Here is a 19,395-nt window from a genome sequence, read left to right as displayed (position 1 = left end):
GTTACACAACACGATCACCCCCGCGCTTCATCCATCAACCGGCGCATTTCGGCAATCGCAGGGGTGAGGCCGCGAAAGATTGATTCACCGATCAGAAAGTGACCGATATTCAACTCGCGTACCTCGGGGAACGCGGCGATGGGTTGCACCGTGTCGTAGGTCAGGCCGTGTCCCGCGTGAACCTCCAGCCCCAGCGAGTGGGCATAGGCGGACATCTCGCGCAGTGATTCCATTTCACGCGTAGCCTCGTCCATGCGGCCCTCGGCGTGGGCATCGCAATAGGCGCCGGTGTGCAGTTCGATCACTTCGGCGCCGATGCGGTGGGCCGCTTCGATCTGGCGCTGATCGGCTGCAATAAAGATCGACACCCGACACCCCGCCTTGCGCAAAGGGGCGATATAATGGGCCAGCTTGTTTTCCTCGCGCGCGACCTCAAGCCCACCTTCGGTGGTCCGCTCTTCGCGTTTTTCGGGAACGATGCAAACCGCGTGCGGTTTGTGGCGCAGGGCGATCTGCTGCATTTCGGGTGTGGCGGCCATTTCAAAATTCAACGGCACCGACAGAACCTCCATCAGCCCATCGATATCAGCGTCCGAGATATGGCGGCGATCTTCGCGTAGGTGAGCAGTGATGCCGTCGGCACCGGCCTCCTCAGCCAGCTTGGCCGCGCGCAAAGGGTCAGGATAAACCCCGCCACGTGCGTTACGCACGGTGGCCACGTGGTCGATATTCACGCCCAGACGCAGGTGTTTGTCAGACATCGCTTGATTCCTTTCCCGAATTCCGGCCCGAGCCTAGAGGGTTTGCCACCGGAACGGCAGCCTTGGTTTCGGCCAAACGCTTGATTTCATCGAATTTCGCCTTGATCCGGGCGCGGCGGCGCTGCTGATAGGTGCGTACCACCGGCAGGCTGAGATAATAGCAGATATACCCGGCAATCAGCCCAGGAAAGATGCCGCCGATCAGATAAGGAAAGAACACCTCATCATAAAACACACTTAGCCCGCGCCAATCGGCATCGCGGCCCGTGAACATCGCCATGAAGTTGTTCTTCAGGTCACTCAACGCCTTGAAGAAGCTATCCATCAGGCCGTGGGTTTCTTCCTCTTCAAAGTCGTCACCCAAAAGGAAATGGCCCGTTTGCAGGCAGACGACCCCGATGGGCACATAAGTCAGAGGGTTGCCAAAGAAGGTACCGCTGAGCGATGCCAGCAAATTGCCATTGAAAATCCGGCTAAGCAGGGCCGCGATAAAGAAGTGGAACCCATAAAACGGCGTGAACGCCGTGAACACGCCCACTCCGACACCACGCGCGATACGCTCAGGTGAATCGGGCAGCCGCCGGATGCGGTGTTTGACGTAATGAAAGGCACGGGTCCAGCCGCCGCGCGGATAGATGAATTCCGAAGCGATCTGAATGGGCGAGCGTCGGTCTCGGCGCTTGAAAACCACTCCTGATCACCCCTTCTCAGCCTGCCGCAACTGCGGTTTTTTCCCGATTCCGATGCCGCTCGACCGCGGCAACGTCGCTTTCAGCCTCAAGCATCAACATCAGCGAATGCAACTGTTCAAGGTCACGCAGTTCGACAGAGATCAAAAGACGGTAAAAATCCGGTTTGCGGTCAACGAATTCCAGGTTCGAGATATTGGCCTTTTTCTCACCTATCAACGTACAGATACGCCCCAACACCCCAGCGTCATTGCCGATGGTCAGGTCCAGCGTCACCCCATAAACTGCCGGGTGTGTGCCCGAATGCCAGTGCAAGTCGACCCATCGATCCGGTTCGCTTTCATAGTCGGACAAGCGGTCGCAATCGATGGCATGAACCACCACGCCCTTGCCGCGAAAAGTGATGCCGACGATGCGTTCGCCCGGCAACGGCTGGCAACAGGGCGCGCGGTCGAATTTCTGCCCAGGCTCCAGACCAATCACAGCACGACGAGGGGAAATGGCGTCGCCATCGTCTTGGGTCAGCTCCGGGTAAACGGCGCTGACCACATCATGTGCCGTAAGCTCAGCACTGCCGAGGCGGGCCAGCAGCTCGTGCCGGTCTTTCAGACGCAGGTGCTTGGCTGCGGTGTCCAGCGCCTTGTCGGTGGCCTTGCGCCCGACATGATCAAACCCTGAACGTGCGAGTTCTTTGCCCAGTTTGATGAACCGTTCACGATCCACCTCGCGCAGGGCGCGACGGATGGCCGTGCGGGCCTTGCCGGTAACTGCGATTTCAAGCCATGTGACCTGTGGGGTTTGCCCATCCGCAGTAATCACGTCCACCGATTGCCCGTTCTTGATCCGGGTCCACAGCGGCACACGGATACCGTCCACCTTAGCCCCGACGCACGCATGGCCGATCCTTGTGTGGATGGCATAAGCAAAATCAATCGGCGTCGCGCCGCGCGGCAGTTTCACCACATCACCCTTGGGCGTGAAGCAGAACACCTGGTCCGAATACATCTCAAGCTTGACGGCTTCGAGGAAATCTTCGTGATCATCCTCGCTGTCGAACTGTTCGGTCAGATTGGCAATCCACTTGGCGGGATCGACTGCAAACGGGTTTTCCGACCGCACACCATCGCGATACGACCAGTGCGCCGCAACACCGGTTTCGGCCACGTCATGCATTTGACGGGTGCGAATCTGAACCTCGACCCGTTTGCCATCACGCCCTGACACCGTCGTGTGAATCGAGCGATATCCGTTCGATTTCGGCTGGCTGATGTAATCCTTGAACCTTCCCGGCACCGCGCGCCAGCGCTGGTGGATAGCGCCAAGGGTACGGTAACAGTCTTCTTCGGTCTGGGTGATGATGCGGAAGCCATAGATGTCGGACAGGCGTGAAAACCCCTGATCCTTTTCCTGCATCTTGCGCCAGATCGAATAAGGTTTTTTGGCACGGCCAAACACTTCTGCCTCGATCCCGGCCTTTTCAAGCTCGTGCCGCATATCGCCGGTGATGCGGTGGATCACATCGCCAGTTTCCCGTTGCAGAGTAATAAAGCGGCGGATGATAGATTGGCGGCCTTCAGGGTTCAGCACTCGGAAGGCGAGGTCTTCCAGTTCCTCGCGCATCCACTGCATACCCATCCGTCCCGCAAGTGGCGCGTAGATATCCATCGTCTCGCGCGCCTTGACCACCTGCTTTTCCGGACGCATCGCTTTGATGGTGCGCATGTTGTGCAAACGGTCGGCAAGCTTGACCAGAATAACCCGCAGGTCCTTGGACATAGCCATGAACAGTTTGCGGAAATTCTCGGCCTGTTTGGTCTCACGGCTGGACAGCTGCAGATTGGTCAGCTTGGTGACGCCATCGACCAGCTTGGCGACCTCATCCCCGAACAGCTCGGACACTTTGCCATAGCTGGCCTTGGTATCCTCGATCGTGTCGTGCAGCAGCGCTGTGATAATTGTCGCATCGTCCAGACGCTGTTCGGTCAGGATGGCGGCAACGGCAACGGGATGGGTGAAATAGGGTTCGCCGGAATGGCGGAACTGACCGTCATGCATCTGCATCCCGAACTCATAAGCCCGGGCGATGCGGTCGGCATTGGTTTTGGGATTATAGTTGCGGACCAGCGCAATCAGGTCTTCAGCAGAAATCATCCGGTCCGCACCTTCGTGTTTGGGGGTTACCCCTGGCCTTGAGCCTCCATCAGAGCGCGCAGCAGCTTCTCTTCCGACATGTCATCCTCGACCGGTTTGTCCGATTCCGCACCCATCAGCAGAGCCATCTGATCTTCTTCTGGCTCATCCACCTCGATTTGGGTCTGGTTGGCTTCGATCAGACGCTCGCGCAGCTCGTCGGCACCTTGGGTTTCGTCCGCGATCTCGCGCAGCGACACAACAGGGTTCTTGTCGTTGTCACGGTCGACGGTGATCGATGCACCGGCGGAAATCTCGCGCGCACGATGGGCGGCAAGCATCACCAGTTCAAACCGGTTTGGAACCTTGTCTACGCAATCTTCAACCGTCACGCGGGCCATGGGGCGCTCTCCGTTACTGAATCCATGTCAGGAAGACGTTTATCTAAGGGCGAATCCCCGCCTTGACAAGCACGAAATGGCGTCAATTGCACCATTCACAGAGGGGTTACAGCCTCGACATCCTCGGTAGGCAGACTTGCGACCATCTCGGTGACGGTCCGACCAAGCACCGGGTGCCGCCAATCAGGGGCTACATCCGCCATCGGAACCAACACGAATGCCCGGTCCTGCAGGCGCGGATGCGGCAAGATCAATTGCTTGGGCGCCTGCTGTTTCTGCGCCTCGGGCGGCAGGTTAAGCCAATGGTCGTATTCAGCAGGATCCGGCAGTATAAGATCGTCATAAAAGACCAGATCCAGATCCAATGTCCGCATGCCCCACCGTTGCACCCGCTCGCGGCCAAATTCGTGTTCGATCTCATGCAGTAATTGCAGAACCTCGGCCGGGGTCTTTTCAGTCTCGATCAATGCAGCCGCATTGACGTAATCCGGCCCAGCTCCGGCAGGGAAACAAGGGGTCTCGAAAAAGCGGCTGACGGCGCGAATCACCACCCCCTGACGCAAAATCGCGTCAATAGCCCTTTGAAGTGTCACCTTGGGCCCAGATGATCTCAAATTGAGATTCGCACCCAGTGCAATCACTGATTCTGACAAAGATTTGCTCCTACTACTCGCTATATTCGGTGAATTGCATGGTTGCGATACATGATAAAAGCCCTAATTATAGGCATATCAGCGCGCCGCCTATTTTCTAGCTCACTCACCTAATCATCCGGCGTTCTGGTTAGTACCGGAAGGATCTATTTATGTTTTATAAAGACGAACGGCTAGCGCTGTTCATCGACGGCTCGAATCTTTATGCGGCCGCAAAAGCACTGGGGTTTGACATCGACTATAAATTGCTGCGCCAGGAGTTCATGCGCCGCGGCAAGATGCTTCGTGCTTTCTACTACACAGCGCTATTGGAAAATGACGAGTATTCGCCGATCCGTCCCTTGGTTGACTGGCTGCATTACAACGGCTTCACGATGGTGACCAAACCGGCAAAAGAATACACCGACAGCATGGGGCGTCGGAAAGTCAAAGGGAACATGGACATCGAATTGACCGTTGATGCCATGGAACTTGCACCGCGCGTTGATCATATCGTGCTGTTTTCGGGCGATGGGGATTTCCGCCCGCTGATTGCCAGCCTTCAGCGCCAGGGCGTGCGTGTTTCGGTTGTTTCGACCATCCGCAGCCAGCCGCCGATGATTTCGGACGAGCTGCGACGCCAGGCCGACAATTTCATCGAACTGGAAGACTTGCGCGATGTGATCGGGCGGCCTCCGCGCGAAATGCCGATGGAGCCACGCAGCGTTGCGGCTGCAGGCGGGCAATAAGCACCGGCCACCTATCAAACCGGGAAAAGTAATCGGCGCGGTCAGTGTCTCAATCCTGACCGCGCCTTTTTTAAAAATGAACAGGTGCTGAAACATCTATTGGCTAGCACCGATTCATGTCAGGGAAATGACAAGCTCCTGTCTGGACCAAGGCCGGGAAAAGACTTACCTGTGGCCTAAGGAGACCGTGACATGACTAAGCCACCCCTGACTCTTTACCTTGCTGCCCCGCGCGGATTCTGCGCCGGTGTCGACCGCGCCATCAAGATCGTCGAGATGGCGCTGCAGAAATGGGGCGCGCCGGTCTATGTGCGCCACGAGATCGTGCATAACAAATTCGTCGTCGACGGATTGCGCGCGCAGGGTGCCGTGTTCGTCGAAGAACTGGACGAATGCCCCGACGACCGTCCGGTAATCTTCTCAGCCCACGGTGTGCCAAAATCCGTCCCCGCGACCGCGGCACAGCGCGAGATGATCTATGTCGACGCAACCTGCCCGCTGGTATCCAAGGTCCATGTCGAGGCCCAGCGCCACGCCGAGTCCGGGTTGCAAATGATCATGATCGGTCACAAAGGCCATCCCGAAACCGTCGGCACCATGGGTCAGCTGCCCGAGGGTGAGGTTCTGCTGGTAGAAACCGTCGAGGATGTGGCCACCGTACAGGTGCGCGATCCGGGCAAACTGGCTTTTGTCACCCAGACCACCCTGTCGGTGGATGACACCAAGGACATCATCGCCGCGCTAGAACAACGGTTCCCGGCCATCGTTGGACCGCACAAGGAAGACATCTGCTACGCCACCACCAATCGGCAAGAGGCCGTCAAGGCCGTAGCCCCGAAGTCGGATGCCTTGCTGGTTGTCGGCGCGCCGAATTCCTCGAATTCGCGCCGCCTGGTTGAGGTCGCCTCGCGCGCGGGCTGCAATTACGCGCAGCTGGTGCAACGCGCGACCGAGATCGACTGGCGCGCGCTCGAAGGTATCTCGTCGGTTGCGATCACCGCCGGGGCGTCGGCTCCCGAAGTGCTGGTCAACGAAGTGATCGACGCCTTCCGCGCCCACTATGACGTGACCGTCGAGCTGGTCGAAACCGCTACGGAAAACGTCGAGTTCAAAGTGCCCCGCGTGCTGAGAGAACCTGCATGAGGGGCATACCAACGGCCCCGCTTTTTCTTGGACTGGCGGGGCTGATCCCGTTTATCTGGGGCGCGCTGACTTATCTGAACGATGATCTGCATAGTTGGGGTACGCAGATGTTTGGCTCGCGTTTCGTCGGGCCCTATGTACAGCTGTTCTATGGCTCGGTGATCCTGAGCTTTATGTCCGGCGTTTTGTGGGGATTCGCCACCAAAACCTCGGGCGGCAAGGCGGCGACATGTTATGCCCTGTCGGTTCTACCCGCGCTATGGGCGTTCTTTAAAACCGGGGGCGGTCCTGTCAGCACCGGCACCAATCTGATGTACGGTTTTGCCGGGTTGTTGGTACTGGATGCCATCTTTGCCTATTGGCGGCTGACCCCAACCTGGTGGCTGCGGTTGCGAGTCATGTTGACCGCCGTCGTGTTGGTCTGCCTCGCCGTAGGAGTATACCTGTGACCGACGATAAAACGATCAACGCCTATACGACACGGGTGGCGGAGTACCTGCAAATCCCCCTGCCCCCGGAACAGATCGAGGCCCGCCTGGCCTTTACCGAGGCCGTTGGCAGTGGCCACATTCTGGATCTGGGCTCGGGCCCGGGTTCAGACAGCGCCTTTTTCATGCGCGAGGGCATGACCGTCCGCGCACTGGACGCAACCCCTGCCTTCGTCGAACACGCGCGGGAAAATGGTGTCGACGCGCATCTGGGCACGTTTGACGATGTGACCGAGGTGGACGCCTATGACGGCATCTATGCCAGCTTTTCCCTGCTGCACGCCCCCCGAACAGATTTCTCGCGCCACCTGGCGGCCATTCACCGGGCAATGAAGCCCGAGGGCATCTTTTTCCTCGGCCTGAAGCTGGGCACGGGCGAACACCGCGACGATCTGGATCGCTACTACACCTATTTCTCACAGACCGAGATCGAGGCTGCGCTGGAACAAACCGGGTTCACCATCGACCGGATCACCACCGGTATGGGAACGGGTCTGGCCGGGTCTTATGACGGGTTCATTCTGGTGCTGGCCCATGCCTGAACTGTTTGCCTATACCGACGGAGCCTGTTCCGGCAATCCCGGACCCGGCGGCTGGGGCGTGTTGCTGCGCGCAATGGATGGCGACAAAGTCCTGAAAGAGCGCGAGTTGAAGGGCGGAGAGGCCGAGACCACCAACAACCGCATGGAACTGCTAGCCGCGATCAATGCGCTAGAGGCGCTGGATCGCGCCTCGACAATCACCGTCATAACCGACAGTGCCTATGTAAAGAATGGTGTGACGGGGTGGATTTTCGGATGGAAGCGGAACGGCTGGAAGACCTCGAACAAAAAACCGGTCAAGAATGTCGATCTGTGGCAGCGGTTGGATGAGGCCCAGACCCGGCATGATGTGACCTGGGAATGGGTCAAGGGTCACGCGGGCCATCCCGAAAATGAAAAAGCCGATGAGCTAGCCCGCGCCGGCATGGCACCATTCAAGCCCCAAAAGGCCAAATCGTGAACGGTCTGGCCCTGCTGGACTATGCCTCGGTTCTTGTCTTTGCCCTGACCGGTGCCTTGGTGGCCAGCCGAGCGCAGCTGGATTTGGTGGGCTTTGCCTTCATCGCCTGCCTGACGGCAGTAGGCGGTGGCACTGTGCGCGACGTTCTTTTGAACCGGCATCCGGTATTCTGGATTGGGCAACCCGACTATATCCTGATCGCCGTAGCCGCAGCGGTGCTGGTGTTTTTCACCGCACACCTCGTTGAAAGCCGTTATAACTGGCTGATCTGGCTGGACAGTTTTGCCCTGTCTATTGCGGTCGCGGCTGGAACAGGTGCGGCGCTGTCGTTGGGGCAGTCCGGCACCATTGTGGTTCTGATGGGTGTCTGCACCGGATGCTTGGGCGGGCTGATGCGCGATGTGGTTTGCAACGAGGTACCGCTGGTTTTGAAACAGGGCGAGCTTTACGTCTCGTGCGCTTTCGCGGGTGCTGTGACCGCCGTGATCGCACACCGTCTTGGGGTCGACGAGCTTGTGACGCTGGCGACCTGCGCGCTGATCTGCTGGGCCTTGCGGGCGGGGTCATTGCTGTTCGGCTGGAAACTGCCCGCTTACAAAAGCCGCCCGCCCCGCCATTAGCGCGACAACAACCGCGCGCCAATTTCCTTGACGAATTTCGCCGCCACCATTGCGGTCATTCCGTGGGGATCGCGATGGGGGTTCAACTCGACGATATCCGCACCGACAAGCTGACCTTCGAACCGGTGGATCAGATTGATCACCTCACGCGTACTCAACCCGCCGGGTTCATGATGCGACACACCGGGCGCAAAAGCCGGGTCCAGCGCGTCCAGATCCAGCGACAAATAGACCGGCCCGTCAAAGCATATTTCCAGATCAGGGCGCCAGTTGCGCATGTCGACAACCTCGACCCCGAACTTGTCGGCCTGTTCCTGCTGGTGTTTGTTCATGGTGCGGATGCCCACCTGCACAAGACGATTGATCTGACAGGTTTCCATCACCCGCGCGAACGGGCAACCGTGGCCCAAAGGGCCGATCTGCTGGCTGTCATACAAGTCAGGATGCGAGTCGATATGCAGGATGTTCAGCCCCTCATGCCGCTCAGAATGCGCCTTGATCAGCGGATAAGCGACCGAGTGGTCCCCGCCCAGTGACAACAGCCGCGCACCGGTTGCGATGCGGGCGGCAGCGCCCTTTTCGATCCGGTCGATGGGTTCCTGCCCGATCATCTCGAACACCTCCAGGTCGCCGGTATCCTTGAAGCGGTCCGTCGCGCCCAGATCGGTTCCATCCTCGGCTGTCAGGTTGGCGGCCCCGGAATGCAGCGCTTCGCGGATACGACCCGGTGCAAAGGCCGGTCCTTGCAAAAAAGACGAGTGCAAATCCAGCGGCACTCCCATCAGAGCGACGTCACCGGAATTCAGGTTATGTGGCATGAGGCACCTTTCAGGTTGGATATTCCGGCGATCTGGCTGGCATCCTGTCCAAACGTCAAGAGGTTAGCGGCGTAGATAGGTCTGCCAGATCCAGATCACCAACAATGCGCCCAGTACCGCGCCCACAAAGCCCGACAGCCAACCTGCCACTGTAATAAAAAAGCGCAATAGGAAACCACCCACCAGCGCACCCATGATTCCGATCAGCATGGTCGTTGGTATGTTTGCCTCAATCCGCATCAACCGGGTGGCCAGAAATCCGGCAGCGGCACCGATGACGATCAGGGCAATGACGGGCACGTTACTTCCTCCAATGCGTTGGCACGATAATCAGCGCACCAATGGACGACAGAACTGCGTTCAGACCGGGCGAGCCAAAACTGATACCGAACATGATGCGGACAAAATAGAACAGAAACGCCCCGCCCACGCAAATGATGATCGAGGGCAGGTATCCGTTATGGGTAAACCCGGTCTTCTCGGCCAGATAGCCCACAATACCGGCAATCACGACGGTGCCCATCAAGACCATGAACATCTGTCTTACTCCGCGTTCAGGCGGGTTCCGGCCACGACCGACCAGCCCCGCAAAAAGGTTTCCGTATCCTGTGCCCCTTTCCCTGCCCGCTGCAAGCGCAACAGGTCAATCGCCCCATCACCGCAGGCCACGCGCAGCGCGTCGTTCAGAACCTCTCCGGGCGCGCCCTGTCCCTCGGCCAATTTCGAGGCCAGCAGCTTGACCCGATCCCCTCCGATCAGAGTCCACGCACCGGGAAAGGGTGACAGGCCGCGTATCTGGCGATCCACCTCGACCGCCGGGCGGGTCCAGTCGACCCGCGCCTCAGCCTTGTCGATCTTCGAAGCATAAGTCACGCCATCCTCGGACTGAGGCTCGGGCGTCAGTTCGGGCAGACGGGCCAGAGCCTTTACGATCAGATCAGCCCCCATCGGTGCTAGACGATCATGCAGTTGCGCCGTGGTTTCCTGCGGCCCGATATCAGTGGCCTGCCGCAACAGGACGGGGCCGGTGTCCAAACCGGCCTCCATCTGCATGATACAGATGCCGGTTTCCGCATCGCCTGACATGATCGCCCGATGGATCGGAGCCGCCCCGCGCCAGCGTGGCAGTAGGCTGGCGTGAATGTTCAGGCAGCCTTGCGCCGGGGCGTCCAAAATGGGTTGAGGCAACAACAGCCCGTAGGCCACCACTACGGCCACATCAGAGTTCAGTGCGGCAAAGGCATCCTGTTCCTCCGGCGATTTTAGTGAAACCGGATGGCGGATAGTCAGGCCCAGCGCCTCGGCCCGGGCATGTACGGGCGTCGGGCGGTCTTTCTTGCCCCGCCCGGCCGGGCGCGGAGGTTGGCAATAGACTGCGGCGATCTCATGCCCGGCCTCAACCAGCGCATCCAGAACAGGGACCGAAAAATCGGGCGTGCCCATGAAAATGACGCGCATTTCTACCCCTGTTTCTTGGCTTTGCGCAGCAGCATGTCTCGTTTGACCTTGCTGAGACGATCAAAATACATCCGACCGTTCAGATGATCGATTTGATGCTGCACGCTGGTGGCCTCGATCCCGACAAAGTCGCGGCGGTCGATCATACCCTGTTCGTTCAGAAACCGGACCGTCACCGCACGCGGGCGTTTCACCTTGGCCGAGACACCGGGCAGATTCGGACTGGCCTCTTCGTGTTCTCGCAATTCGATAGAGCTGTGCAGAATTTCGGGATTTGCCAGACGTACTGCACGGCCCCGCTCGGTCGATCCGTCAACGACCGCCAAGCGCAGCATCACACCGATCTGCGGGGCGGCGAGGCCAACGCCAGGCATGGCCTCCATCGTGTCGATCATGTCATCCCAGATAGCACGAATTTCGTCGGTTACTTCAGACACATCCTCGGCCTTGGTCCGCAGACGTTTGTCCGGCCAGGGCAGGCAGGTGTGGACGGTCACGCGCGGGCCTGTTCGCGTTTGAGTTTCTGCATCTTACGAGTGATCATCTGACGTTTCAGCGGCTTGAGATAATCAATGAACAGCTTACCGTTCAGATGATCGATCTCGTGCTGCACACAGGTTGCCCAGAGCCCATCGAACGTCTCTTTCTGCAAGTTCCCGTCGCGATCCATCCACGTCACCTCCACCACTTTCGGGCGCGTCACCTCGGCGAACTGCTCAGGGATCGACAGGCACCCTTCTTCATAGACGTTAGTCTCGTCTGACGAAGCGATGACCTCAGGGTTGAACATGATCAGAGGGCGTGGCGTCTCGCCTTCTTCCTTGATGCAGTCCATCACGATCAGCCTGTCCAGCACGCCGATCTGCGGTGCGGCCAGCCCGATGCCGGGCGCATCATACATCGTCTCAAGCATGTCGTCGGCCAGTTTGCGTAGTTCGTCCGACAGGTCGGTCACCGGGGCGCAGACCTTTTTCAGACGGGGGTCGGGATGGATCAAAATATTACGCTTCATGGGGTTGATTTAGGCCATCCCGCCCCCCGCCGCAACGCCCCCCTTGCACCTGCGGGAATTGTAGCTAGCTTTCCTGCGGACAGATGGAGCAGACATGACTTTCAACGACCTGATCGACCGCCGGGGCACCAACAGCTCAAAATGGGACAAGATGGAAAAGCTGTACGGTGTCTCGCCACAAGATGGGCTGGCCATGTGGACCGCCGATTCAGATTATGCCACCGCGCCTTGCGTAATCGAGGCTGTCCGGGATGCCGCCGATCACGGGGCCTTTGGCTATACCTGGGAACACCCGCAATATCTGGCCGCTGTACAGTGGTGGATGCAGAACCGTCACGATTGGGCGATTGACACCGATTGGGTGCTGACCTCGCAAGGGTTGGGCAATGCAATTGCCCTGTGCCTGGATGTCTGGACCCAGCCGGAGGATGGTGTTGTCATCTTTACCCCGGTCTATCACGAGTTTGCTCATAAGATTACCACCGCTGGGCGGCGCGTGGTGGAATGCCCGCTGGCGCGGCAAGGCGACAGCTATGGCATTGATCTTGAGGATGCACAGTCACGGCTGGACGGGTCTGAAAAACTGTTGATGTGGTGCTCACCGCAAAACCCGTCGGGTCGGGTCTGGAGCCCCGAGGAGCTGCGGGCCGTCGCCGCCTTTGCCGAGCGCAACGGGTTGATCCTTGTGTCGGATGAAATTCACCAGGATCTGGTCTATTCCGGTCATACCTTCGTGCCGATGGACAAGGCCGCGCCCGAGGCACGCCCCTGGACCGTGACGCTGACTGCGGCGTCAAAGACGTTCAACATCGCAGGGCAGCGGACCGGCAACATGATCATCCCCGATGACAAGCTGCGCGCCACTATGCGGCATCGGCTGAAAACGTTGGACTATGCGCCCAGCGCCTTAGGCGTGGCCATGATCACTGCGGCCTATTCACCGGAAGGCGCGGCCTGGGCGGATACGCAGGTGGCGCATCTGGACGGCAACCGCAAACTATTTGACGCCGCCATCGCCGAAATACCGGGTCTGTGGTCAATGCCCCTGCAGGCCACCTATCTGGCCTGGGTCGATTTCTCGGGCACCGGGATGGATCACGACGAGTTTGTTCGACGTCTGCGCGAGGACGCCCGGATTGCCACCTCCTCCGGCCCCGGATTCGGCGCTGGCGGAGAGACTTTCGAACGGTTCAATCTGGCCACCCAGCGCAGCCGCGTCGAGGAAGCCTGCGCGCGCCTGAAACGCGCGTTTGGCGACCTTCAATAGCGTCGCGCAAGATTGAGCTATTGATCCTGCTTGTCGTACTGGCTGCTGCGGCGTGGATTAGCTGGCACAGATTAGACCTGCGCACGCCCGCGCCGCATTGGTGCCGCAAGCAACCAAACCGATTACATCCTGTTCGAAAAATCCGTCCCTAGTCTTTGTGCCCTAGCAAAGCAATCGGCGCGTCGGGTGCGCGGTAGAAATCCAGCGGGGCCTTGTCGGCCGCGGCCGTACTACGCTTAAAATCATACCGCATCTCACCGGCCTCTTCATCATCGGCGATGATCAGGCATTGATACAAATGGCGCGCACCGTCGTAGATATCGACCAATCCACGCAATTGCGGTGTCGTAGCGGCCTCAACCGTAAAGCCATCCTTCCACAATCTGAGTATTTTGAACGTATTGTCGTCAACTTCGACACGAAGGCGGCTGGTTTTCTTCAACCCCGCGATTCGCGCCGCGTCCAATTCTGCGCTTATTTCCTTTGAAACATAGGTACTCATAACAACTATTCCCCCGGCAATGGATTCCATTGTGACGGCTCAACTGTAAAAATCCAGTGAAGGCCGTCACATAGCGCCATGCGCTGACGATCTGTTGCTGGGAAATCATCGCATGCCCTGTGCGCAGACGCAGAGCCAGTGCGCGACCCTTCACGTGTCAAGGCTGTGTTCAACACCCTATGTTTGTCGAAACGCACAAGCGGAGGATACGCAATGGGCCTGTTGGTCGACGGCAAATGGCATGACACATGGTATGACACCGAATCTACTGGCGGCGCCTTCAAACGCAGCGCCGCGCAGTTTCGCAATTGGCTGACCGCAGATGGCAGCGCAGGGCCGTCCGGCAAGGACGGTTTCAAGGCGGAACCGGATCGCTATCACCTCTATGTCAGCCACGCCTGCCCCTGGGCACACCGCACACTGATCTTTCGCGAACTAAAAGGGCTGAGCGATCTGGTTTCCGTCTCGGTGGTGCATCCAGACATGCTGGACAAGGGATGGACCTTTGAAACTGACGACCACGGTGCAACCGGCGACACCCTTTATGGATTCGATTACGCCCATCAAATCTATACCAAGGCTGATCCAGCTTATTCGGGACGTGTCACTGTGCCGATCCTGTGGGACAAGCAACAACAGACCATCGTTTCGAACGAAAGTTCGGAAATCATCCGTATGTTCAATACGGCCTTTGACGGCATTACCGGCAACACCGATAACTACTGGCCCGAGGCGATGCGGGACGAGATCGAAGAGGTCAACGCCCGCATCTATTCCGACATCAACAATGGGGTCTACAAATCCGGTTTTGCCACCACGCAACAGGCCTATGACGCCGCCGTGCATCCCCTGTTCGACACACTGGACTGGCTTGAAGATCGCCTTGCCCGAAACCGGTACCTGATGGGCGATCAGGTGACTGAAGCAGATTGGCGGCTGTTCACCACCCTGATCCGGTTTGATCCGGTCTATCATCTGCATTTCAAATGCAACAAGCGGCGGCTGATCGACTATCCGAACCTGTGGGCCTACACACGCGAGCTATATCAATGGCCCGGTGTCGCACAGACGGTAAATATGAACCATATCGTGCGCCACTATCACTACAGCCACGAAACAATCAATCCGAGCCGGATCATCCCAGTGAACCCATCCTTGGATTATCTGCACCCCCACGGGCGCGGTCAGCGACCCGCCGCGTAATGCTCGACCATCGCCGCCAGATCCTCTGGCGGCGTTGCGCTTTGCACATAGGCGCAGGCATTCGGGCTGTGGGCAAAGATCGAACCGTCCGAGAAAAAGGTGGTGTTTGTGACAAAGATCACCCGCGCCTCGGGGCGGCGATAGCTGGCAAAATCGGCCACGGCCAGCGCGCTGCCGGTTTCAAGCACCAGATCCAGCACGATGATATCGAACTCCTGACCATACAGCGCCAGAATCGCTGCCTCCTGCCCGGCCACCAGCGTCACTTCAGTGCCGTGCCGTTCAAGATGCCTTTTCCAGACCCGACCAAGGTCGGGGTTACTCTCAACAATCAAAACATTCATTTGCGACAACCTCGGCCCAAAAAAGAGTGAATGGTGCCGACCCCCCGTGAATTGTGATCACGCTTATTCCTTAACAAAGCGTTAACGACGTTGCCGCAAGGCCCGGAACTTGCGGATTCGCTTGTGTAAACGGCAAAAATCCGCTTGAAACGGGCCGAAACAGGCGATTCCAGCGAGAAACCCCATGGCAAGCCCTACCGAGAATTTGAACCCACGCGCCGCACGCGACCATGGCGGAGGGCTGGACGGGGCCATCGCATCTTATGGCGGCACGCGCACCGATTGGGTGGACCTGTCCACCGGGATAAATCCTCACCCCTATCAGGTGTCTGGACTGATCCCTTCAGACTGGGCTGAGTTGCCGGATCATGGTGCCTTCGAGCGCCTGACTGAGGCCGCCCGCCAGTTCTGGGCAGTGCCCAATGGGGCCGCAATCCTGCCCGCGCCCGGCGCATCGGCGGTGATCTCCCGCATTCCGGCGCTGGCCGCCCGTGGTCGGGTTCAGATCACAACGCCCACTTACAACGAACATGCCGCCGCCTTCGCCGCGCAAGGCTGGACCGTTCAACCCAACGGCCCAGCCGACGCCCGTGTCATCGTGCATCCCAACAACCCCGATGGCCGGATTTGGTCCGAGGCGGATGCAGACGCCCCGCTGACCGTGATCGACGAGAGCTTTTGCGATATCAGCCCCGGTGTTTCACTGATCCATCTGGCCGCGCGCCCCGGTGTGATCGTGCTGAAAAGCTTTGGCAAGTTCTGGGGGCTTGCCGGGCTGCGGCTGGGGTTTGCCATCGGTCATCCTGACCTGATCGCCCGACTGAACGACCTGACGGGGCCTTGGTCCGTGTCCGGCCCTGCCCTGCGGATCGGAGAGCAGGCTTTGCGGGACGTTGACTGGGCCAGTTCCACCCGTCAGCACCTGACCGCCGAGTCTGACCGGCTGGATCGATTACTGATCAATAAAGGAGCCACCCTGGTCGGGGGCACCACGCTGTTTCGCCTCTACACCGTCGAAAACGCAGCCCAATGGCAGGACCGTCTGGCCCGCGCCCATATCTGGAGCCGCGTCTTCCCCTATTCCCAGACCTACTTGCGGGTTGGCCTGCCCCCAGCAGATGGATGGAGCAGGTTAGAGGCCGCACTGTGAGCATCACTTTCATGCTGGTCTGCGCCATGTGTCTGGACGCGGCATTGGGTGAGCCGAAATGGCTCTGGTCGCGCGTTCGCCACCCGGCAGTCGTGATGGGCAACATCATCGGGTGGTTGGACAAGCACCTGAACCACGGCGCGCAGCGGCGAATGAAAGGCGTCGCAGTAGTGATATTGCTGGTCGTTGGCGCATTGATCCTTGGGCGGTTACTGGCACTGCTAGGACCAGTCGCTGAGATCATACTCTGTGCCATCCTGCTGGCGCAGAAATCGCTGGTGTCGCATGTGCGCGATGTGGGCGAAGGGCTGCGCGTCTCCTTGGCCGAGGGCCGTGCCAAGGTGGCGATGATCGTGTCCCGCGACACTCGCGACATGACTGAAGCGCAGGTTGCCCGCTCTGCGATCGAAAGCGCGGCTGAGAACCTCAGCGACGGGGTCATCGCACCTGCTTTCTGGTTCCTGCTCGCCGGGTTGCCGGGGTTGCTGATTTACAAGGCTATCAACACCGCCGACAGTATGATCGGCTACCGCACCGAAAAGTACCGCGACTTTGGCTGGGCCGCCGCCCGACTGGACGACATGCTGAACCTGATCCCCGCGCGCCTGACCTGCCTGATGATCGTGGCACTGTCCGGCCAATGGGCACGCTGGCCTGACATGGTCGCGGATGCGCGCCGCCATATCTCTCCCAATGCAGGATGGCCCGAGGCCGCCATGGCGCGCGCCCTGAACGTGGCCCTTGCGGGCCCGCGCAGTTATGACGGTAAAGTCCGCGATCTAGCCTGGGTGAACGGCGATGCTCCGCGCGAAATCGGCGCGTCAGAGGTTTTCCGCGCATGTAACATGCTGTGGACCGTTTGGGGGCTTGCGCTTGGCCTTCTATCGGTGTGGGTTGGGGTCAGCTTTATTCTCTGACGGACCTGCCCATGCGCATTCTCTCTGGCCTTGTTGCCGCCGTTCTGCTCGCCTCGCCCGCCCTTGCCCAATGCGGTGGCGGATTCAATTCCTTCGTCAAAGGGCTGAAGGCTGAGGCCATACAGCAAGGGTTCGACAAATCCACCGTCAATGCGTTTTTCAACGGCGTGCAGCAGGACGGCGCCGTCCTGAAAGCCGACCGCGCGCAGGGTGTGTTTCAGAAACCGTTCATCGACTTCTCACGCCATTTGATCTCGCAAAACCGGATCGACCGGGGTCAGGCCATGTCACGCAAATATGATGCGGTGTTTGATCGGATTGATCAGGAATACGGCGTCTCACGCGGGGTTCTTTTGGCCTTTTGGGCGTTCGAGACCGACTATGGCGCGTTTCAGGGCGACTTCAACACCCGCAACGCGCTGGTGACACTGGCCCATGATTGCCGCCGCCCCGAATTGTTCCGACCACAGATCTTTGCGGCCATCGAGCTGTACCAACAGGGCAATTTCGACCCAAATCGCACCACCGGTGCCTGGGCTGGTGAGATTGGAATGGTGCAAATGCTGCCTCGCGACATTCTAGAAAACGGTGTCGACGGGGACGGAGATGGCACGGTCTCGTTGAAAACGTCCGCGCCGGACGCGCTGATGTCGGGCGCCAAGATGCTGTCGCACCTGGGCTGGCAGCCGGGGCAGCCGTGGCTGCAAGAGGTGACGGTGCCCGCGCAAATGGACTGGTCGCTGTCCGGCCCGGGCAAACCGCGCCCAGTGTCCGACTGGCAGGCCATGGGTGTCCAGGCCCGCAACGGATCTTTGGCTAACTTGCCCGCATCGCTGATATTGCCGCAGGGCCACAACGGCCCGGCCTTTTTGGCCTATCCGAATTTCGACGTCTATTTCGAATGGAATCAGAGCTTTGTCTACGTTCTAACCGCCGCCTATTTCGGCACACGGCTGGAAGGTGGTCAAATCTATAATGCCGGTAATGCTTCACAGGGGCTTTCAGGCGCACAAATGAAACAGCTGCAAAGCAAGCTACAGGCGCGCGGGTATGATGTAGGCAAAATCGACGGAATTCTGGGCGCGGGTACACGGGCTGCTGTTCAGGCTGAACAAGCGCGGCTCGGATTACCGGCGGATGCCTGGCCGACGGCCGAATTGCTTGGACGTTTGTGAAACGTTGTTGGATTACGCGCTTTTTGCCGCAAAAAGTGCTCGGCCAGGTTCGAACGCGTGTGAAATGATCTCTGATCCTTCCGTTTCGATTGCAGTGTTCGGCTGAATTTCGACCCAGCCGTCGCTGTCACCATCCAATGGTTCTGATGAGATGATAATACCATCTTTGCAGCGACGGTAATGCAGGCTCGGCGCGTACCGATCCGAAGCATAACGCGCTGCAAATATACGTTCTCCATCTGACCAGCAGGCCGCGAACCTAAGATAGGGTAACACACCGCATCGTCTTGACGCCGCCTCCACTCGCGCGACCGCTCGGGACATTGCTGCTACCGGGTCAGCGTCTAGCCCCTCGCCTTGCGCGATCAGAAAGATCGCTTCGCTTTCTGTTGCGCCAAATCTATACCCATACAGATGTGCTGGGATCATCGCGTCCAGTTCCTGCCGGATCAGATCATGCCCTCCGGCTTGGCCATTGTGCATAAAGCTCCATGCACCGACCCCAAAAGGATGACAGTTGTTCCGAGACGTGGCTGTCCCGGTCGAGGCCCGAACGTGGGCCAGGAAAAGGCGCGATCTGGTATGATGGGTCAATTGCTTAAGGTTTGCGTCCGACCAGGCTGGGTGTGTATCTTTATAAAAACATGGCGTCTCACGATCAGAATACCACGCAAGCCCAAATCCATCAGCATTTACGGGCGTCTTCCCGATCAGCGCGTTGCGGCTCTGAATGACAAGAGATTGCTCTTGATCCAGAACCAATTCATCAAGATACCGCTGCTCGCCGACCCAAGCCAGAAACCGACACATCTGTTCGCCTATTCAAAAATTTTCAGATGTGGCTGGTATATCAACTCATTGAGTAGTTTTTTTCCCAAATTTCCAACTTTTTTGGAATTTCTTCTATCACATGACAACCAGAGTTCACATTTGC

Annotated in this window: 25 protein-coding genes; 11 read left to right on the top strand and 14 right to left on the bottom strand. The window is 58.7% G+C overall.

The genetic code is table 11. The features are described from left to right. Positions 1-14: 14 nt before the first annotated feature. From ACR0AL_RS12340 to folK, 5 genes are all read right to left on the bottom strand, one after another. A complete protein-coding gene (locus ACR0AL_RS12340; RefSeq protein ID WP_480663224.1) occupies positions 15-761 on the bottom strand; it encodes a pyridoxine 5'-phosphate synthase in 747 nt (248 codons plus the stop codon). After that, complete coding sequence (locus ACR0AL_RS12335) at positions 754-1,452, bottom strand: DUF2062 domain-containing protein (RefSeq protein ID WP_170360028.1); 699 nt, start codon at positions 1,450-1,452, stop codon at positions 754-756. The genes ACR0AL_RS12340 and ACR0AL_RS12335 overlap by 8 nt, the downstream gene beginning before the upstream one ends. A 16-nt stretch (positions 1,453-1,468) precedes the next feature. Continuing rightward, entirely contained in the window at positions 1,469-3,601 is a 2,133-nt protein-coding gene (locus tag ACR0AL_RS12330; RefSeq protein ID WP_170360026.1) for a RelA/SpoT family protein, read from the bottom strand. 26 nt (positions 3,602-3,627) lie between these two features. After that, the gene (gene rpoZ / locus ACR0AL_RS12325; RefSeq protein ID WP_170350365.1) at positions 3,628-3,981 is read right to left on the bottom strand and encodes a DNA-directed RNA polymerase subunit omega; all 354 of its coding nucleotides are present in this window, start codon (positions 3,979-3,981) and stop codon (positions 3,628-3,630) included. Between the two features lie 95 nt (positions 3,982-4,076). Further along, positions 4,077-4,658, bottom strand: a complete 582-nt coding sequence (gene folK / locus ACR0AL_RS12320) for a 2-amino-4-hydroxy-6-hydroxymethyldihydropteridine diphosphokinase (RefSeq protein ID WP_170350431.1) — start codon at positions 4,656-4,658, stop codon at positions 4,077-4,079. A 128-nt stretch (positions 4,659-4,786) separates the two neighbouring features. Between folK and ACR0AL_RS12315 the strand changes: the two genes are divergently transcribed. The 6 genes from ACR0AL_RS12315 (at position 4,787) to ACR0AL_RS12290 (ending at position 8,615) form a co-directional block, all read left to right on the top strand. Continuing rightward, positions 4,787-5,362, top strand: coding sequence for a LabA-like NYN domain-containing protein (locus ACR0AL_RS12315; protein ID WP_058283597.1), 576 nt, complete (start codon positions 4,787-4,789; stop codon positions 5,360-5,362). Positions 5,363-5,554: 192 nt separating this feature from the next. Next, positions 5,555-6,505 carry a 4-hydroxy-3-methylbut-2-enyl diphosphate reductase gene (ispH, locus tag ACR0AL_RS12310; RefSeq protein WP_170350364.1) on the top strand — a complete coding sequence of 317 codons (951 nt, stop codon included), beginning with the start codon at positions 5,555-5,557 and terminating at the stop codon, positions 6,503-6,505. Beyond that, on the top strand, positions 6,502-6,954 hold the full coding sequence (locus ACR0AL_RS12305; protein WP_170350363.1) for a DUF3429 domain-containing protein: 453 nt from the start codon (positions 6,502-6,504) through the stop codon (positions 6,952-6,954). Before ispH ends, ACR0AL_RS12305 begins: the two co-directional genes overlap by 4 nt. Further along, positions 6,951-7,535 carry a class I SAM-dependent DNA methyltransferase gene (locus tag ACR0AL_RS12300; RefSeq protein WP_170350362.1) on the top strand — a complete coding sequence of 195 codons (585 nt, stop codon included), beginning with the start codon at positions 6,951-6,953 and terminating at the stop codon, positions 7,533-7,535. Before ACR0AL_RS12305 ends, ACR0AL_RS12300 begins: the two co-directional genes overlap by 4 nt. Then, positions 7,528-7,995, top strand: coding sequence for a ribonuclease HI (gene rnhA, locus ACR0AL_RS12295; RefSeq protein WP_480663222.1), 468 nt, complete (start codon positions 7,528-7,530; stop codon positions 7,993-7,995). Before ACR0AL_RS12300 ends, rnhA begins: the two co-directional genes overlap by 8 nt. Continuing rightward, entirely contained in the window at positions 7,992-8,615 is a 624-nt protein-coding gene (locus tag ACR0AL_RS12290; protein WP_480663220.1) for a trimeric intracellular cation channel family protein, read from the top strand. The genes rnhA and ACR0AL_RS12290 overlap by 4 nt, the downstream gene beginning before the upstream one ends. Here ACR0AL_RS12290 and speB read toward each other — a convergent pair. The 6 genes from speB to def (ACR0AL_RS12260) form a co-directional block, all read right to left on the bottom strand. Continuing rightward, positions 8,612-9,433: an agmatinase gene (gene speB / locus ACR0AL_RS12285; RefSeq protein WP_480663218.1), complete on the bottom strand. Its 822-nt coding sequence runs from the start codon at positions 9,431-9,433 to the stop codon at positions 8,612-8,614. The two genes, ACR0AL_RS12290 and speB, sit on opposite strands and share 4 nt — an antisense overlap. 63 nt (positions 9,434-9,496) lie before the next feature. Beyond that, positions 9,497-9,733, bottom strand: coding sequence for a GlsB/YeaQ/YmgE family stress response membrane protein (locus ACR0AL_RS12280; RefSeq protein ID WP_170398659.1), 237 nt, complete (start codon positions 9,731-9,733; stop codon positions 9,497-9,499). Between the two features lies 1 nt (position 9,734). After that, a complete protein-coding gene (locus ACR0AL_RS12275) occupies positions 9,735-9,971 on the bottom strand; it encodes a hypothetical protein (protein WP_170350357.1) in 237 nt (78 codons plus the stop codon). Between the two features lie 5 nt (positions 9,972-9,976). Further along, a complete protein-coding gene (fmt, locus tag ACR0AL_RS12270; protein ID WP_480663216.1) occupies positions 9,977-10,891 on the bottom strand; it encodes a methionyl-tRNA formyltransferase in 915 nt (304 codons plus the stop codon). 2 nt (positions 10,892-10,893) lie between these two features. Continuing rightward, positions 10,894-11,388 (bottom strand): peptide deformylase, encoded by a 495-nt coding sequence (gene def, locus ACR0AL_RS12265; RefSeq protein ID WP_170360011.1) that lies wholly within the window; start codon positions 11,386-11,388, stop codon positions 10,894-10,896. Beyond that, positions 11,385-11,903, bottom strand: a complete 519-nt coding sequence (gene def / locus ACR0AL_RS12260; protein WP_480647996.1) for a peptide deformylase — start codon at positions 11,901-11,903, stop codon at positions 11,385-11,387. Before def (ACR0AL_RS12260) ends, def (ACR0AL_RS12265) begins: the two co-directional genes overlap by 4 nt. Before the next feature lie 94 nt (positions 11,904-11,997). Here def (ACR0AL_RS12260) and ACR0AL_RS12255 point away from each other — a divergent pair, with 94 nt between their 5' ends. Beyond that, positions 11,998-13,170 (top strand): MalY/PatB family protein, encoded by a 1,173-nt coding sequence (locus tag ACR0AL_RS12255; RefSeq protein WP_480663214.1) that lies wholly within the window; start codon positions 11,998-12,000, stop codon positions 13,168-13,170. 148 nt (positions 13,171-13,318) lie between these two features. Here ACR0AL_RS12255 and ACR0AL_RS12250 read toward each other — a convergent pair whose 3' ends face one another. Continuing rightward, positions 13,319-13,672 carry a hypothetical protein gene (locus ACR0AL_RS12250; RefSeq protein ID WP_170350352.1) on the bottom strand — a complete coding sequence of 118 codons (354 nt, stop codon included), beginning with the start codon at positions 13,670-13,672 and terminating at the stop codon, positions 13,319-13,321. 213 nt (positions 13,673-13,885) lie between these two features. Between ACR0AL_RS12250 and ACR0AL_RS12245 the strand changes: the two genes are divergently transcribed. Then, on the top strand, positions 13,886-14,875 hold the full coding sequence (locus tag ACR0AL_RS12245) for a glutathione S-transferase family protein (RefSeq protein WP_480647994.1): 990 nt from the start codon (positions 13,886-13,888) through the stop codon (positions 14,873-14,875). Here ACR0AL_RS12245 and ACR0AL_RS12240 read toward each other — a convergent pair. Next, the gene (locus ACR0AL_RS12240; RefSeq protein ID WP_170350350.1) at positions 14,857-15,219 is read right to left on the bottom strand and encodes a response regulator transcription factor; all 363 of its coding nucleotides are present in this window, start codon (positions 15,217-15,219) and stop codon (positions 14,857-14,859) included. The two genes, ACR0AL_RS12245 and ACR0AL_RS12240, sit on opposite strands and share 19 nt — an antisense overlap. 184 nt (positions 15,220-15,403) lie before the next feature. Here ACR0AL_RS12240 and ACR0AL_RS12235 point away from each other — a divergent pair, with 184 nt between their 5' ends. Genes ACR0AL_RS12235 through ACR0AL_RS12225 form a run of 3 tightly spaced genes read left to right on the top strand, consistent with a single transcriptional unit; the run spans position 15,404 to position 18,461 of the window. Further along, entirely contained in the window at positions 15,404-16,369 is a 966-nt protein-coding gene (locus ACR0AL_RS12235) for a threonine-phosphate decarboxylase (RefSeq protein WP_480663212.1), read from the top strand. Beyond that, positions 16,366-17,286, top strand: coding sequence for an adenosylcobinamide-phosphate synthase CbiB (cbiB, locus tag ACR0AL_RS12230; RefSeq protein WP_480663210.1), 921 nt, complete (start codon positions 16,366-16,368; stop codon positions 17,284-17,286). The genes ACR0AL_RS12235 and cbiB overlap by 4 nt, the downstream gene beginning before the upstream one ends. Positions 17,287-17,297: 11 nt before the next feature. Continuing rightward, positions 17,298-18,461, top strand: coding sequence for a lytic murein transglycosylase (locus tag ACR0AL_RS12225; protein ID WP_480663208.1), 1,164 nt, complete (start codon positions 17,298-17,300; stop codon positions 18,459-18,461). A gap of 12 nt (positions 18,462-18,473) precedes the next feature. On the opposite strand, the gene ACR0AL_RS12220 is transcribed toward ACR0AL_RS12225, so the two are convergent. Then, positions 18,474-19,271, bottom strand: a complete 798-nt coding sequence (locus ACR0AL_RS12220) for a class II glutamine amidotransferase (protein WP_170350346.1) — start codon at positions 19,269-19,271, stop codon at positions 18,474-18,476. Positions 19,272-19,395: the final 124 nt, after the last annotated feature.

It is taken from the genome of Ruegeria sp. BB1 (assembly GCF_056539465.1).
This window is presented reverse-complemented; position numbering and strand designations above follow the sequence as displayed.